This is a genomic window from uncultured Haliea sp. (assembly GCF_963973825.1).
In the GTDB taxonomy this organism is placed as follows: Bacteria; Pseudomonadota; Gammaproteobacteria; order Pseudomonadales; family Halieaceae; genus Haliea.
Window position 1 is genome coordinate 57,910 of record NZ_CAXBAE010000004.1, and the last position, 16,720, is coordinate 74,629.

At 62.3% G+C, this 16,720-nt stretch carries 10 protein-coding genes; 4 read left to right on the top strand and 6 right to left on the bottom strand.

Going from position 1 to position 16,720, the window contains the following annotated elements; all coding sequences use genetic code 11:
• Positions 1–12 precede the first annotated feature (12 nt).
• Genes AACZ17_RS06700 through gdhA form a run of 3 tightly spaced genes read left to right on the top strand, consistent with a single transcriptional unit; the run spans position 13 to position 3,526 of the window.
• Positions 13–1,467, top strand: coding sequence for a RimK family protein (locus AACZ17_RS06700; RefSeq protein ID WP_290742771.1), 1,455 nt, complete (start codon positions 13–15; stop codon positions 1,465–1,467).
• A complete protein-coding gene (locus AACZ17_RS06705) occupies positions 1,464–2,135 on the top strand; it encodes a 2OG-Fe(II) oxygenase (RefSeq protein ID WP_290742773.1) in 672 nt (223 codons plus the stop codon). Before AACZ17_RS06700 ends, AACZ17_RS06705 begins: the two co-directional genes overlap by 4 nt.
• Positions 2,136–2,167: 32 nt before the next feature.
• Positions 2,168–3,526 (top strand): NADP-specific glutamate dehydrogenase, encoded by a 1,359-nt coding sequence (gene gdhA, locus AACZ17_RS06710; RefSeq protein WP_290742775.1) that lies wholly within the window; start codon positions 2,168–2,170, stop codon positions 3,524–3,526.
• 22 nt (positions 3,527–3,548) lie between these two features.
• On the opposite strand, the gene AACZ17_RS06715 is transcribed toward gdhA, so the two are convergent.
• Genes AACZ17_RS06715 through AACZ17_RS06730 form a run of 4 tightly spaced genes read right to left on the bottom strand, consistent with a single transcriptional unit; the run spans position 3,549 to position 9,715 of the window.
• The gene (locus AACZ17_RS06715; protein ID WP_290742777.1) at positions 3,549–5,171 is read right to left on the bottom strand and encodes a dipeptide ABC transporter ATP-binding protein; all 1,623 of its coding nucleotides are present in this window, start codon (positions 5,169–5,171) and stop codon (positions 3,549–3,551) included.
• Positions 5,168–6,538, bottom strand: coding sequence for an ABC transporter permease (locus tag AACZ17_RS06720; protein WP_290742780.1), 1,371 nt, complete (start codon positions 6,536–6,538; stop codon positions 5,168–5,170). Before AACZ17_RS06720 ends, AACZ17_RS06715 begins: the two co-directional genes overlap by 4 nt.
• 13 nt (positions 6,539–6,551) lie before the next feature.
• Positions 6,552–7,529 carry an ABC transporter permease gene (locus tag AACZ17_RS06725; protein WP_290742783.1) on the bottom strand — a complete coding sequence of 326 codons (978 nt, stop codon included), beginning with the start codon at positions 7,527–7,529 and terminating at the stop codon, positions 6,552–6,554.
• Positions 7,530–7,540: 11 nt separating this feature from the next.
• Complete coding sequence (locus tag AACZ17_RS06730; protein WP_290742786.1) at positions 7,541–9,715, bottom strand: ABC transporter substrate-binding protein; 2,175 nt, start codon at positions 9,713–9,715, stop codon at positions 7,541–7,543.
• A 103-nt stretch (positions 9,716–9,818) separates the two neighbouring features.
• Between AACZ17_RS06730 and AACZ17_RS06735 the strand changes: the two genes are divergently transcribed.
• Positions 9,819–12,185 carry a M1 family aminopeptidase gene (locus AACZ17_RS06735; RefSeq protein ID WP_290742789.1) on the top strand — a complete coding sequence of 789 codons (2,367 nt, stop codon included), beginning with the start codon at positions 9,819–9,821 and terminating at the stop codon, positions 12,183–12,185.
• 43 nt (positions 12,186–12,228) lie between these two features.
• Here the strand turns inward: AACZ17_RS06735 and AACZ17_RS06740 are convergent, their stop codons facing one another.
• Both AACZ17_RS06740 and AACZ17_RS06745 read right to left on the bottom strand, forming a co-directional pair.
• Positions 12,229–14,067: a PhoX family phosphatase gene (locus tag AACZ17_RS06740; protein WP_290742792.1), complete on the bottom strand. Its 1,839-nt coding sequence runs from the start codon at positions 14,065–14,067 to the stop codon at positions 12,229–12,231.
• A gap of 221 nt (positions 14,068–14,288) precedes the next feature.
• Positions 14,289–16,718, bottom strand: a complete 2,430-nt coding sequence (locus AACZ17_RS06745) for a TonB-dependent receptor (RefSeq protein ID WP_290742795.1) — start codon at positions 16,716–16,718, stop codon at positions 14,289–14,291.
• Between the last annotated feature and the right edge of the window lie 2 nt (positions 16,719–16,720).

Here is a 16,720-nt window from a genome sequence, read left to right on the forward strand (position 1 = left end):
GGGGGATGGGCTATGTATAAAACCATTATTGTCGTCGATGAAGACGATTTCGCCCTGGCCTCGGATGAGCTGGAAGTGGTCTCCTTTGAGCGCTATCTGGTCGACTTCCCCAAGCGCAACGAACCCAAGACCCGTCTCATCAACCTGTGCGACACCGAGTACTACCTGAGCCGGGGATATTATTGTTCCCTGCTGGCGGAAGCGCGCCAGCACAAGGTGCTACCCAGCGTCAGCGCGATCAACGATTTGCGCGACCTGACACTGGGGCCGGATGACGACGTCAACCTGACCGCATTTGACGCGGCCTCCCTGCAGGAAGGCGAGACGCGGGAGTTTCTCGCCTATTTTGGCTGGACCGAGGACGAGCGCTGGCGCAAGTCCGTGCGCAATCTGTTTGAGCGCTACCCGGCACCGATACTGCGGTTTCGTCTGGCGCTGGAGAACGGCAGTCCCCGCCTGACGGTGCGCCGCCACGGGTACACACATCTTACCGACGTCGAGCGCGGCCTGTTCCAGCAGCGCCTGAAGACCTTTACCGAGCAGGTGTGGCGTACCTCTTCGAATCGCAAGCCTCTGCGCTGGGATCTGGCAATTCTGGTCAACCCGGAGGAGGCCATTCCGCCCAGCGATGCAGAGGCGATCAAGCGCTTTATCAAGGCCGCGGCAAAGCTGGGCATGCACGCGGAAACCATCACCGCACAACAGGCCGGGCAGATCGCGCAGTACGATGCGCTGTTTATCCGCGAGACGACGGCAATTGACCACCATACCTATCGCCTGGCGCGCAAGGCCGAGCGTGAGGGCCTGGTGGTGATCGATGACTCGGCATCGATTCTACGCTGCTGTAACAAGGTGTTCCTGCACGACGCATTCAGCTATCACCGGGTGCCCTCCCTGAAAACGCGCACGGTCATTGGCACGTCGGAAGCTGAGCTCGATGAGATCGAAGCCCAGTTCAGCTATCCCTGCATTCTGAAGTTGCCCGAGGGCGCCTTCTCCAAGGGCATATACAAGGTCGCGAACCGGGAGGAACTGGCCCACCGACTGCGGGAATTACTCAGTAATACCGCGCTGGTGCTGGTACAGGAGTACATGTACACCGATTTCGACTGGCGTGTGGGAGTGCTGGCGGGACGGGCCATCTACGCCTGCCGTTACCACATGGCGCGGGACCACTGGCAGATCTACAACCACGGCGCGAAACGCTTTTCCTCAGGCGGATTCGAAACCCTGCCCACCTTCGAGGTGCCCAAAGTGGTGCTGGACGCGGCGCTGAAGGCATCGCGTGTGGTCGGCAAGGGGCTGTACGGCGTAGATATCAAACAGAAGGGACAGCAGGTCTACGTCATGGAAGTGAATGATAACCCCAGCATTGAGCACGACGTTGAGGATGCCTATCTGGGCAAGGAACTGTACATGTTGATCATGGCGGAGTTTCAGCAGCGTCTGGAGCAGCGCGGCCGTTGAGCGCCCTGGCCACCCACAGTGCTGAGGACGCACCGCTTGTCGACCCGCAACTGTTCGCGCGGATTGCCGGAGACCTGCGTGACCGCGGCTACAGCGTCTCCCCGGGCGCCTTGCCGCTGACGCTGGCCGGCGGCCTGCTGGACCACCTGCACACAATGAGCGCTGCACGGTTCACCGCAGCCGGTGTTGGCCGCGAGAACGACCACACATTGAACAGCTTCGTGCGCACCGATGCGATCTGCTGGATCACCGGCGAGTCATCTGTCGGGCGGGCGTGGTTGGCGTGGGCAGAGGCTCTGCGTGAATTCCTGAACCGGGAGCTGTTACTCGGCCTGTTCTCCTTTGAAAGTCATTTTGCGCATTACCGCCCCGGGGATTTCTACCGCAAGCACGTGGACGCGTTTCGCGGAGAGGCCAACCGGGTGTTGTCCGTGGTCGCCTATTTGAATCCGGGGTGGCAGGGCGACAATGGGGGGGAGCTACGCCTGTTTACCGGCACCGACGACGACGCCGCGCTGCTGGTACAGCCGCTGCATGGCACTGTGGTGGTGTTTCTCAGCGAGGAGTTTCCCCACGAAGTGCTGCCGGCCAACCGCGACCGATATTCCATTGCCGGGTGGTTTCGGGTGAACGGGTCCACTGCGGCCCGGGTCGACCCGCCGCGATAACCGCCCGTGCACCGCACACAGGAGCCAATACAGTGAACGCACAGCACGCAGACGCATTACAGAGTTTCATGGAGGAAATCGAGCGCCGTAATCCGGGAGAGCCGGAATTCGCGCAGGCCGTACACGAAGTGGCCATGGACATTGTGCCCTATATTGCGGACAAGCCCGTTTATCAGGAGCTGAAAATCCTGGAGCGGATGGCGGAGCCGGACCGCATTGTCACCTTCCGCGTTGTCTGGGAGAACGATCACGGCGAAATCTGCGTCAACCGCGGCTTTCGCGTTCAGCAAAACAATGCCATCGGCCCCTACAAGGGCGGCATTCGCTTCCACCCCTCGGTCAACCAGTCGGTACTGAAGTTTCTTGCGTTCGAGCAGGTGTTCAAGAACAGCCTGACCGGCCTGCCCATGGGCGGCGGCAAGGGAGGCGCCGACTTCGATCCCAAGGGCAAGAGCGAGCGCGAGATCATGCGTTTCTGTCAGGCATTCATGACCGAGCTCTACAAGCATATCGGTCCCAACACCGATGTGCCCGCCGGAGACATCGGCGTGGGAGGGCGTGAGGTGGGCTACATGTTCGGCCAGTACAAGCGCATTGTGAACCGCTTCGAGGGCGTGCTGACCGGAAAATCACTGGAGTTTGGCGGCAGCCGGATTCGTGCGGAAGCGACCGGTTACGGCGCCGTGTACATGATGGAGGAAATGCTCTCCCACCATAAGGAAAGTATCGAGGGTAAAACCTGCCTGCTGTCCGGTGCCGGTAACGTCGCCACCTACTGTGCAGAAAAGTTGATAGGCATGGGTGGCAAGGTGGTCACCATGTCGGATTCGGGTGGCTTCATCCACGACCCGGAGGGGCTGACCCACGAGAAACTGCAGTGGATCATGGAGCTGAAGAACCGGCGTCGCGGACGCATCGAGGAGTACGCCAGAGAGTTCTCCGGTGCGACCTTTCACGCGGATGAGCGCCCCTGGAAAGTGCCCTGTGATCTGGCGTTCCCCTGCGCCACGCAGAATGAAATCACTGCGGATGATGCCAAGCAGCTGGTGGAAAATGGCTGCCGGGGCATCTCCGAGGGCGCCAACATGCCGGCAACGACGGAGGCTATTCGGGTGATTCAGGCGGCCAAGAATGTGCTGCACGCTCCGGGCAAGGCGGCTAACGCCGGGGGAGTGGCGGTGTCCGGCCTGGAGATGAGCCAGAACAGCCTGCGGCTTCAATGGAGCCGGGCCGAGGTCGACCAGCATCTGCGCACCATCATCCGCGGCATCCACGACCAGTGCGTTGAGTTTGGCACTGCGGCGGACGGCCACGTGGACTACTTCAAGGGCGCCAATATCGCCGGGTTCAACAAAGTGGCGGCCGCCATGATTGCCTACGGCGTGATGTAGGGCGCTGCGCCGCGGCAGCCCCTCAGATCCTTGGCACTGCGGCCAGCAGCGCCCGGGTGTAGGGGTGCTCGGGGGCGGTGAGAATCTGCTCTGCGGTACCCTGTTCTACCAGTTTGCCTCGCTGCATCACACCCACCTTGTGGGCAAGACCGGGAACGATGGAGAGGTCGTGTGTGATGAACAGGTAAGAGACACCGAATTCCCGCTGCAGCTCTGCCAGCAGGTCCAGCACCTCGGCGCGAATTGACACGTCCAGCGCGCTGGTCGGCTCGTCGCAGATGATCAACTCCGGATTCACCGCAAGGGCGCGGGCGATCGCGATGCGTTGCAACTGGCCGCCGGAAAATTCATGCGGGTAGCGATGGGCGTGCTCCGCAGCGAGCTGCACCCGCTCCAGTAGCCGCTGAATGCGTGCCTTCCGCTCTTCCGGTGAGAGCGCCAGTCCCAGGCTGATCATGCCCTCGGCAATGATGTCGCCTACGGTCATGCGCGGATTCATGGACGAAAACGGATTCTGGAAAATCACCTGTATCTGCTTCCGGTAAGGCAGCATGGCGCCGCGCCCCAGGCCGCCGATGGTCTCGCCCTGGAAGCGGATTTCACCCCCCGCGATCGGCTCCAGGTTGAGCACCGCACGCCCCAGCGTGGACTTGCCGCTGCCGGATTCACCGACCAGGGCATAGGTTTCACCGCGCCCGATGGCAAGGGAGACCCCGTCCACGGCGCGGGTGTGGTCGACCACCCGCTGCAGCAGTCCGCGGCGAATGGGAAACCAGACCTTCACATCCTCAAGCTCCAGCAGCGGCGAATCGGTCGCCGCCTCACGGAAATGCGTGAGATCCGGCAGGGCGTCGATCAGCCGCCGGCTGTAAGCCTGCTTCGGGTTGTGGAAAAAATCCTCCACGCTGGCGCGTTCAATCAGCTCTCCGCGATACATGACCGCGACGTCGTCGGCGGTGTTCTTGACTACACCCATGTCGTGGGTGATCAGCAGAACTGCGAGTTGCCTTGAGCGTGTGAGCTCGCGTATCAGGTTCAGCACCTGCAGCTGGATGGTGACGTCCAGAGCGGTCGTGGGCTCGTCGGCGATCAGTACATCGGGCTCACAGGCCAGGGCCATGGCGATCATGACGCGCTGCTGCTGGCCACCGGACAGTTGGTGAGGGAAGAAGTCGAAACGCTGCTCGGGGTCGGGAATGCCGACTTCCTGGAACAGCGACACCACGCGCTCGCGCAGCGCCGCACCCCGCAGGCGCGTGTGCAGCCGCAGGGTTTCGGCAACCTGCCTGCCGACGGTCTGCACCGGGTTCAGGGCACTCATGGCGTTCTGGAAGATCATCGCTACACGGCGCCCGCGGACTTCCTGCATACGCGCTTCGGACAAGCCAAACAGGTCCTGCCCCGACACCTCCACGCTGCCGCCGCTGATGCGCAGCGCATCCGGCAGCAGGCGCATCGCGGCCAGGGACGTGACCGACTTGCCGCTGCCGGATTCGCCGACCAGCGCAAACACCTTGCCGGCCTGCAGCTCAAAGCTGATGCCCTTGACGATCGCCTCGCCGGTCTCGGCCAGGGTGACCGTGAGGTCCTGGACCCGCAGGCAGACGGTGCCCGCTGTAGGCTGCGTTTGGTGTTCCCTGCTCATGCGCTTGCCCTCCGCAGGCTGGTGCGCGGGTCGAAGGCATCGCGTACCAGGTCGGAAAACAGGTTGGCGGCCAGCACCAGGACAAACATGAAAAAGAACGCGCCGGTGAGCGTCCACCAGATGGTGGGCTCCCGCGACAGCTCAGACCGCGCCCCGTTGATCATGTTGCCCCAGCTGCCCATGGAAGGGTCGACGCCGACGCCGATATAGGACAGCACGGCCTCCGCGAGGACCAGTGCACTGAAGTCGAGTACGAACGTGATAAGGATGATATGCACGACGTTGGGTAGCACGTGCCGGCCCAGGATTCGGGTGTGGCTGACGCCGAAGGCGTGCGCTGCCTGCACGTAGCCGAGCTGGCTGATCTTGAGGGTTTCCGCACGAATCAGCCGGCACAGCGTCGACCAGCTCGTTACCCCCAGGATAAAGCACAGGGCGATGAACTTGGCATCCGCCTTTTCCATGCCCACGGCAAAGAAATCCGGGTTCAGGTCAATGTAGACCTGAAACAGCAGCACGGAGGCGGCAATGAGCAGAATCCCGGGAATGGAGCTCAGGGTGGTGTAGAGGTACTGCACGACATCGTCAACCCAACCCTTGAAGTAACCGGCCATGACCCCCAGCGTGACCGCGATCGGCAGCATGACCAGCGTGGCCAGGGTGCCCAGCAGCACACCGGTGCGAATACCCTTGAGTGACTGGAACAGCACGTCCGCGCCGCCCTGGTCTGTGCCGAGAATATGGTAGTGGCGACTCAGGCTCACCATCCACACGGCGCTGCACAGAATGACCGCCTGTGTCGTCCACGACGCCAGCCAGGGGAAGCGACTGCCACGCAGCAGCAGCCACTGTGGCGTGATCACCAGCGCGCAGAGCAGCAGGCCCCAGAGTAGCGCGCGGACACTCTTGCCCAGTATGTCGGCGGCGCGTTCGTCGGGGTGACTGAGGTGCTGTCCCGCATGACGCAGGGGCGGGAAATCACGGATGTCGCGCCCGTCCGCGTCCTTGATATTTTCCTTCTCAAAGGACAGCAGTGCAAAAGGCGCGGAATAGGTGCGCTCGAAACGTTCCCCCATGCCGCCAGTGAGCACATCGAAGACGCTGGTGACCTTGTTGTCGTAGAACACCTCTTCGGTGGCGAGGCTCTCCGGGTTCTCCAGCGCGCGCCGGAAATGCAGAGAGTCGAGCAGGGCGACCATGATGTAGGCGGCGATTACGGTGAACGCCACCATGCCGAGGCGCGAGCTGAAGACTTCAGCCCAGCGCTCCCGGGTCTGTGGGTCACGTCGCAGGCGCCAGAAAAACAGGGCCAGTGAGATCACCAGCAGGAAGATCAGCGCATCGGACCAGAGGATAACGGGTTTCATCGTTGCCGGGCCCTCAGGACAGCCGTACCCGGGGATCGGCCCAGGTATAGGAGATATCGGTCAGCAGCAGGCCGATGATGTACAGGATTGAGCCGATAAACACCATGCTGCGCACGATGGCAAAATCCTGCGAGTTGATGGCATCCAGCATGTAGCTGCCGAGGCCGGGTATGCCAAAGAACGATTCAATCAACAGGCTGCCCATGAAGAGTGAGGGAATCAGTACCACCACACCGGTGAGAATGGGGATCAGCGCGTTGGGCAGGATATGCCGGAAGAGGATAGACAGCTCGCTGCAACCCTTGGCACGGGCGGTGCGCACGTAATCCTGGTTCGCCTCCTCCAGGAACAGTGTGCGGTACCAGCGTGCGCCGGCGCCGATGCCGGCCACCACACCTACCAGCACGGGGAGGATGAGGAACTTCCATACCTGGCCCTCCGTGTGAAACCCGGATATCGGCACCAGTCGCCAGGTTTTGGCCACCAGGAACTGCCCGCCGATAATGTAGAACAGGTAGGAAATCGACATCAGCGCGACAAAAACAAATACGGCGCCGCGGTCCAGCCGGGTGCCGCGGAACATGACCACCATCAGGGCCACGCAGATGTTGACCCCAATGCCGACCAGAAAGGTGGGCAGGGCGACGGCGAGGCTGGGCCACATCCGAGTGGCGACATCCGTGGTGATGTCCCGGCCGCTTTCCGAACGGCCAAAGTCAAAGGCGAACAGCCGCACGGACTTGTCGAAGAAAATGGTATCGGTAATCTGCGCCACGCCCGCCGCGTCCGGGTTCAGGAACAGGGGTTTGTCGTAGCCATTTTTCTGCTTCCAGTTCTCGATAGCCTCGGGGGTGACGTATTTGTCGCCGAGTTGGGACGCTGCCATGTCATCGGGCGAGTTGACCACGAAGAACAGGGTGAAGGTGAGCAAATTGACGCCCACCAGAATCGGAATGGCATAGATCAGGCGGCGCACGATATAGGCAAACATGGTCGCTCCTGTTACTGGCGGGCCGTCGCGCGCAGGCGACGGCGGTAGGCGATAATGCCGGGAAGCAGCAATGCCACCAGCAGCGCGCTCATGGCATACAGCGGCCAGATCACGGGCTGGTTCCACTCCTCGCGCTTGCGCTCGCGCAGGTCATCGTCAATGCGCACGTACTTGAGGGTGTTCTTGGAAATGCCGTGGCGTTTGTTGTTGTGTACCCAGGGGTTATTCAGGTAGATGTCCTTCGGGTAAAAGCCGTACAGCCAGACGGCGTCCTCGCGGTAGAGGTCGACCATGCGCGCGACCAGCGCATCCCTCTCCTCGCCGGCAGGAAGCACGCGCATCTGGCGGAACAGGTCGTCGTATTCTGGGCGCTCGTAACTCGCATTGTTGGCCCCATCGCAATTGCAGATCAGCGGACTTTCCGGCCCGTAGAGGAGAAACAGGAAGTTCTCCGGGTCCGGGTAGTCGGCCAGCCAGCCGTGGGAGAAAATCTGTGTGTTGCCCGTCAGCAGTTTTTCGCGGGTGCGGTTCCAGTCAGCCGGACGGTATTCGACCTGCACACCAATGCGGCCGAAAGCGCGGTCCATCCAGTTCATGCTGGTGCTGGAGATGGCCTGGCTCTGCACGTCAATGAAGATCTTCAGCGGCTCCCCGGTGCGCGCATCGCGGCCGTTCGGGTAGCCGGCCTCGGTCAGCAGCTGTTTTGCGTGCTCAATTGACTTGCGCTTGGGTGCGCCGTCTACCCAATCGTACACGTAGGGGTTGATGCCGGCCTCGCCTTCGACAAAACCCGGTATGCCTGGCGGTATCGGTGACTGGGCCGGGATGCCGTTGCCCTTGTAGAAGATCTTGAGGTATTCCTCGGTATCGAAGGCAATCTGCAATGCACGGCGCAGTTTCCGGCGCTCCTCGGTGTAGCCGCCGAGCACCGGGTCGCGCATGTTGAAACCGTAATAATAGATCGCCGGTTTGACATCCGGCGATACCGTGATGCCATGGCTGGCCAGTTCCGCGCCCAGCTCCACCCCATTCGGGCCGACCACGAAGGCCTGGTCGAACACCCGGTTGGTGTTGCCGTGGCTTTCACCCGAGCGGTCGTAGTAGCCCTGCAGGAACTTGGTCCACAGAGACAGCACCTCCTTCTCCAAGCGGAACACCGCCCGGTCAATCAGCGGCAGACGCTTGCCCGCATCCTCCAGCAGCCCCTGCTCGGCGTCTCCCGGCGCGCCCTCGGTGGGGAAGTAGTCCTCGCGGAAGTTCGGGTTGCGCTCCAGGACGATTTCACTGTTCGGGTCATTCTTCACCATCATGAACGGGCCGCTGCCCACCGGCCACCAGTCCAGGGTCAGGTTGCGGTCCAAAAAGCCCGGGTTGTGGAAAAAGCGGTCCACCTCTGGCGCGATCGGCGAGAAAAAGTGCATTGCCAGCCAGTAGCTGAACTGGGGGTAACGTCCCTTGATGGTGATGCGGAAGGTGCGGTCGTCAACCACTTCGAGGCCGTCCATCCTGTAGTCGTCCAGGTTGACCCAGCCGTCCCTCGGCACGTCTTTCAGGCGCGCCGAGAAGTCCTCCATGCCGACAATGTACTGGGCCATGAAGCCGAGCATGGGTGAGGCATTGAACGGGTCCGCGAGGCGTTTGATGGCGTAGACGTAGTCGTTGGCGGCCACCGGCCGCGAACCCAGCTCCGGAAAATCGCTGATCTGGCGATACGGGCGGCTTTCGCTGGCGTCCTTGAACAGGTAGCGCGGCGCGCCGCGGTCGTCCAGCGCAAAGGCCGGGTGCGGCTGGTAGCGGGCATCGGCGCGCACGGTCAACTCATAAACCGAGTAGGCGACGTCCTCCGCCTGCGGGTCAATAATCTCGCCCTCGGCGTTGATATAGGTAATCTCGGGGAAATCCTCGACGCCCAGGGGCAGCAGTTCATAGGGCCGCTTGAGGTAATGGTAGCCCATGGGGGGTTCATAGATCTGCATCAGGAACAGCGACTCATCGGCCGCGTAGGACAGTGCAGGGTCCAGGTGCTTGGGCGGCAGCGGCGTCATCACCGACTGGTAGGTAACAAGGCCCGGGGGGCTGTCCGGGTTGGGGTTGTTCCAGGGGCCGTCGGTACAGCCGGCCAGAAGCGTGGCGCCGATCAGCAGCAGTGCGGCGCGCGTGCGCGGTGCGGCGAGTCTGGAGAGCATACGGGAGGATCCCTGTGACAGGCAGCGGCCTATGTTAACAGCAAACACACCGGCGGTTAACTACAGGTCGCCCTGGAGGGTAGAATGGTCGACTGGAGGTACCATGTCAAAATTCTGTTTCACCATCTTCCTGGTCTCGTTCATGATCGCCTGTAGCCGCACTGCGGCACCGCCGGACCCCGTTCCGGTCGAGCCGGGGGTCTCACTGGCACTGGCAGAGGAGCGCGCGCAGCGCGTGTCCGACGTCAGCTACCTCGTCCATCTGGCTGTCCCCGAGGCTGCCTCGGAGGCGATTGCGGGGCGTATGGAGATACGCTTCAACCTGGCTGCTGTAGAGCAGCCCCTGGCGCTGGATTTCCGCGCCGCCAGTGAGGCACTGCACAGTCTGCAGGTCAACGGTGCTGCCCTGCCCACGGCCGTCGAGGCTGAACATGTGCTGCTACCGACCAGTACCTTGCACATCGGCGAGAATCACGTGACGCTGCAGTTCACCGCAGGGGACAGCGCCCTGAACCGCAATCCGGATTACCTCTATACCCTGTTTGTGCCGGACCGGGCGCGCACAGCATTGCCGGTGTTTGACCAGCCTGACCTGAAGGCCAGTTGGGAACTCAGCCTTGACCTGCCCGCCGCCTGGGAGGCGATTGCCAACACGCCAAGGCTGTCGGTCAGCGAAGCGGACGGCAGGCGGGTGCACCGCTTCGCGGCAAGCGAGCCCATCAGCTCCTATCTGTTCGGCTTTGTTGCGGGCCGCTTCCAGTCGGTCACCCGGGAGTGGCGTGGGCAGGGCATGACGATGCTGCATCGTGAAACCGACCCGGAAAAGCTGACCCGCAATCTCGACGATATCTTTCGCCAGCACCGCGAGGCCGTGGCCTGGCTGGAGAATTACACCGGTGTGGCGTTTCCCTTCGAAAAACTGGATTTTGCGCTGATCCCGGCTTTTCAGTATGGCGGCATGGAGCATGTCGGCGCGGTTCCCTACCGCGCTGAACTGCTCTTGCTGGATGAAAACCCGACGGATGACGAGCGCCTGCGTCGCGCCAGCCTGATTGCGCACGAGGTTGCCCACATGTGGTTCGGTAATCTGGTGACCATGCGCTGGTTCAACGATGTGTGGACCAAAGAGGTCTTTGCCAACTTTATGGCGGCCAAAATGGTGAACCCGCTGTTCCCTGAGATCGACCACGAACTGAACTTTCTGCTGCGCCATTACCCGGCCGCCTACGCAGTAGACCGCACGGCAGGGGCCAACCCGATCCGGCAGCAGCTCGGCAACCTCAACGAGGCCGGGCAGATGTATGGGCCCATCATCTACCACAAGGCGCCCATCATGATGCGCCAGCTCGAATCACTGCTGGGTGCCGAGGCGCTGCGCGAGGGCCTGGCGGAGTATCTGGAGCGCTTTGCCTATGCCAATGCCACCTGGCCGGCGCTGGTGGCAATCCTCGACCACAAAACCCCGCTGGATCTTGCGGCCTGGAGCGATACCTGGGTGCACAGTGCCGGCTTCCCCTCCGCCAGCCGGCAAGCAGAGGATGCTGACCTGTTTTATGGCCCGCAAGCGGCGCAGCTTGAGGACATGGCGCGCTGGCCGCAGTTGTCTCCCGTGGCGCGCGGGCGCCTGCTGCTCAACCTGTTTGAGGCGATGCTGCAGGGTGGCGCGGTTGCGCCCGAGGCCTATGCACGCGAACTGCTCGCGCGCGTAGTCGCCGAGCCGAACCAGCTGCTGTTGAACCAGATGCTGGATCAGCTCGCTGTGCTGCAGCAGGTGTTGCTGACCGACGCGGCGCGCGAGCGGATTCAACCCGACCTCGAAGCGATACTGTGGCAGGCGCTGGCGCAGTCAACGGATGCGGGTCGCACACGCCTGCTGTTCGACAGCCTCACGCAGCTGGCGCGGCAGCCGGAGACCCTGCAGCGTCTGCACGCCGTCTGGCGCGGAGAGGACTCGATCAGCGGTCTGGTGCTGGCAGAGCGGGACAGGATACGCCTTGCCGAACGCCTTGCCGTGGCCATGCCCGAACGCGCCAGCGCGCTCATTACCCAGCAACTGGCGCAGGTCGAAAACCCCGACAACCGCCGTCGGCTGGCGTTTCTGGCGCCCGCGCTGTCCGCCGATGCCGCGGAGCGCGATGCGTTTTTTGCCAGCCTTGCCGACCCAGCCAACCGGGCGACAGAGAGCTGGGTGCTGGACGCGCTGGGCTACCTGCACCATCCCCTGCGGACTGCGCATGCCGAGCGCTATATCGAGCCGAGCCTGGAATGGTTGCAGGACATCCAGGTGACCGGCGACATCTTCTTTCCATCCGCCTGGTTGAACACGACACTGCAGTACCACCATACGCCTGAGGCGATTGCCACGGTACAGGGTTTTCTGCAGGCCCGGCCAGCGTATAACGCCCAGTTGCGGATGAAGATCCTGCAGGCACTGGATGTGCCACAGCGGGCGATGCAACTGCGCCAATGAAAAGGCCGCCGGAGTCACCTCCAGCGGCCGGAACGACAGTGGGTCAGGACCCGACGATGCCGCCGTCCTTGCGGGTGATGACCAGCGTACAGTCGCGGGGAATGGCGCCGCTGCCCTGTGCAGCAGGGAAGTTTGTCACGGCAGGGTCGCCGTTGCCGGGGTGCTGCAGGTTGACGAACAGCGTGCGTCGGTTGGGTGTGACGGTTATGCCGGTGACTTCACAGTCGGTGACTCCAGTGAGCAGGCGCTTGATCTCGATGTCATCGCCGGACTGATTGCCGTTGGCGACCAGTAACTGGTCGTTGAGGCCATCCTTCTGTGCACCATCGGTCTGGATGAAAACACGGTTTTCGGGGTCAACCCAGAGCCCATCGGGCGAGGCCAGGCTGCGCTCGCCACCGTGTGTTGATGAGGCAAGCAGGAATATCTCCCAGGTGAAACGGCGCCCGACGTGGCGGTTGCTGTCCCGCCAGCGAATGATGTGACCGTCCGGATTCGGCGCCTGCGGGTTGGCGGCATCCGCTTCCTCGCGACGGCTATTGTTGGTCAGTGTGCAGTACACAGTGCCATCCCGACCGACCGAGGTCCACTCCGGGCGATCCATCGGCGTGGCGCCGGCGAGGTCAGCGGCAATTCTGGCGTAGGTCAGTACTTCTGCCTCAGAGCTGAAGCGCGCTGCGATGGCGGGGTTGCGCAGGCTCAGCTCCAGCCACTCGCCGCTGCCGTCGTCGTTGAACCTGGCGGCGTACAGTGTACCGCTGTCCAGCGGGCTCAGGCCCTGCGAACGCATGAAGCGCCAGTTGCCGGCAGAAACGAACTTGTAGATATAGTCGAAGCGCTCATCGTCACCCATGTAACCGACAACGCGGCCGCCCCGGCCCTCGACCAGAGCCACCCCTTCATGCTTGAAGCGCCCCATCGCCGTCCGTTTGACCGGCAGTGCGTCGGGGTTGAAAGGGTCGACCTCAACGATCCAGCCAAAGCGGTTCTCTTCGTTCGGATGGCTGCCACCGGCCAGGTCGAAGCGTTCGTCGAAGAGGTGCCAGCCGTAGCCGAAACCGTTGGCACTCAGGCCATAGCGCGCCTGTTCTTCGCTCGGTGCCCAGTTCGGGTCACTGGTTCCGAAGTAGCCGTTGAAATTTTCCTCACAGGTCAGGTACGTACCCCAGGGCGTGTAGCCGTTGGCGCAGTTGTTGAGCGTGCCCATCGCACCGGCTTCGGGGCCGATGTACTCGCTGCCTGCCACGGGGCCACTGAATTCCACCGGGGTGCGGCCATGCACACGACGGTTGTACATGCTGTCCTTCACCAGTTCCCAGCCGCGGCCGGTTTTGCGTATCTCCGCGACGGAGATGCCATGGGCATGTTGCGAGGTCATGACGTCAGCCAGGCTCTCGGGAGCTGCTTTGCCGAGTACCGTGCTGTTGGTGCCGAACTCGTGATTAATCGCCAACAGGCCACGCGTGCTGCTGCGGCGGAAGGGGAAGAACCACATGCCATCGTGGCCGATGCCGATTTGCTGAGCCTGTTCCGCGGCGCCGGGTCTTGCATCCGGAGCGCCGCTGTAGTCCGGCACGTTATGGGTCAGTGATGTGCCCCAGGGGATCAGCACCTGGTAGTCATAGTCGGCAGAAATAGCCGGCAGGGGGCCGTTGCCCTGGGCCAGCGGCACGGGCTGGAAGTCGATCAGCCGGCTGCCGATTTTACGGCTTGGCGCGGCCGGGGCACTGCTGGCGGCCGCCGACAGGGGCCCCGCCAGAAAGCTGCCTGCGGCCAGCGTAAGGCCGCCGCGCAGGACCTGCCGACGCGAGGCGTAGTCCTTGAGTACATCGCGAAAGGGACGGTTGTTTGACGGGTTGCTGGTGCCTTCATCGTGTTCCATGTTTGTCTCTACCTGCGCTGTGGGAAGTGAGCGGCACTCCGGCGACAACCGCCGGGGGCCTGTTGCCGGTGCAGGGGTGCATCGGCTATCCAGGCAGGAGGGTAGAGAGGCTGTGTTGCAGTGATGTGGCGCTTGCGTGGCGAAACCAAGAACTTTTTATTGCGGCATAAAAAAGGGCCGGTAGCGAATCGCTGCCGGCCCTCGGGAGGAAGAGAAACCGTTTAGAAGGAGTACACCGCGTCAAAACCGAAGGTGCGTGGCTGGCCCCAGGTGTTGCCGGCCCATCCCAGTGTACCGAAGTCGATGCCCCACTCCCGGTATTCCTCATCCGTCAGGTTGCGCACCCAGGCCGAAAGACGCAGGTCGCCGCTCTCGCCCATCGTCAGCTCGTCCAGCGTGACACGCGCATTCAGCAGCGTGCGGGCGTCCGAGGAATCAAACTGATTCTGGAAGGGGTGGAATACCATGCTGTCGGTGTAGGACACATCCAGGCGTGCGCTCAGCCGCCCCATCCCCGTGTTGGCGGTGGAGTACTGCAGGCCAAGCGATGCGGTGTTCTCCGGTGCTCGGGTGACAGTGACAACATCCTTTATGTTTTCGATCTGGTTGGTCACCGGATTGCGTGCGTTGTATTCATCGAATTCGGCATCCAGATACCCGTAGTTCAGGTCAACGGACACGTTCTCGCTGAGCAGCGCAATCACCTCCAGTTCAAGACCCATGTAGGTCGCCTCACCCGCGTTGGTGATGCGGCTGGATGCACCGCCGCTGCCCGCTTCGAATACGGCAATCTGCATGTCCTTGTAGTTGTTGTAGAACACCGCGCCGTTGACCCGCAGGCGGCGATCCAGCCAGTCGGACTTCATCCCCAACTCGTAGGAGTCGAGGGTTTCTTCCTCGTAGGGCTCTTCCCAGGCCGTGGCGCTGGACGCGCGGCTGTTGAAGCCTCCCCCGTTGTAACCGGTGGAGTACGTGGCATAGACATTCATGTCCGGGCTGAACGAGTAGTTGGCTGTCAGCAGGTAGCTGATGTTGTCCCAGGTGTCCTCGTTGGTAAACCGGTCGTCGAAGCTGACGTGGTTCAGGCCTTCATTGAACAGGAACGCCTCGCGATCATCCTCGGTGTAGCGCAGGCCAGCGGTGATATCCAGCTGCTCGGTGAGGGAGTAGGTCGCCTGGCCGTAAACCGCGGTCGACTCCGACTCCTGCCCGTAGATGAAATCCTGGAAGCCGTTCAGGTTCGGATCGGCGCCCGGGAACGGGAAAGGCAGGGGTAGCCGCTGGCTGCCCTGGCAGACCGGTCCGGTGCCGAAGTCGTTACAGAAGCCGGCGCCGATAAAGGCCGGCCCGATTGCGCTGTCTACCAGGAACTGGATGGGCAGCACAAAGCTCTGCGGGTTGTCCTGATACACTTCTTCGTCAAACAGGAATACGCCTACCGTGTACTGCAGGCGGTCGTTGAAGGCATCGCCGATCAGCTGGAATTCATGGCTTTCCATTTTGATCCAGCCTTCGGGAATGCCGGCCTGGAAGCCCTGAGTGGGAATCTCTGCGCCGCCGCCGTACAGCAGGTCGCGCATCGTGTAGGCCCCGCCGTCGAGGTCGGTGGAGTCATAGCCGGAGTCGGTGTCGCGGTTGGCGTAGATATATTTGAGGGTGAAGGGATCAAGTTCCCAGGCAACCGTCAGGTTGTGGCCCTGCACTTCCAGCCATTCTTCGCTGGACCCCTCGAGCATGAAGGTTTCCCGGCGCTTGGTGGGGTCGCCTACCGTGGCCGCCATCTGCTGGAAGATCTCACCGCCGAGGAAGGTGTAGGGGAAGGGGGTGGTGGTGAAACCGTCGTAGATGGAGTCCTTTACCTTGGTCACCTGGAACGGCGTGGGTACCCCGGTGTTGTCGGTGTCGTCGTAGGCGTAATCGATGGTCAACCCGTCGGTGGGTTCCAGGCGCAGCGCCACGCGGTAGGAGGAGTTGTCCTCACTCGCCAGGTCGGGGTTAACGCCGGGAAACTCGTTGGTCGCCCAGCCGTCGTATTCCATCTTGCTGCCGGAGATCTTGACCGACAGCATGTCGGCCATCTGCGGCAGGTCAACGGAACCCGTGAGGCGGCGATAACCATCGTTGCCGACACTCACTTCCACGCGCCCACCCAGTTCGCCGGTGGGTTTGCGTGTCGTGACGTTGACGGCGCCGCCGGTGCTGTTGCGACCGAAGAGCGTGCCCTGTGGGCCGCGCAGTACTTCGATGGACTGCAAGTCAACGATGTCGAAGATCGCGCCGACGGTCTTGCTCATGTACACGCCGTCGAGGTAGAAACTCGTTTTCGGGTCGGTCATCAGCGAGGTTTCACCGCTGCCCACACCCCGGATGTAAATCGACATGTTGGAGTTGGAGGAGGGCTGCTTCTGGACGTTGGTGTTCGGCACCAGTCCGTTCAGGTCCGTGACATTGTAAATACCGAGGTCGGCTATCTGCTCGGCATTGAAGGCGGTCACCGCGATGGGGGTTTCCTGCAGCAGCGTTTCCCGACGCTGTGCGGTGACCACGACTTCCTCCAGTGCCAGACCCTGAGCCTGAACTGCGGAAACAAAGGGGATCGACGTGGCCGCGATCAACGCGGCGGCGATGGGTGTGTGCATATATCTCGGCATGG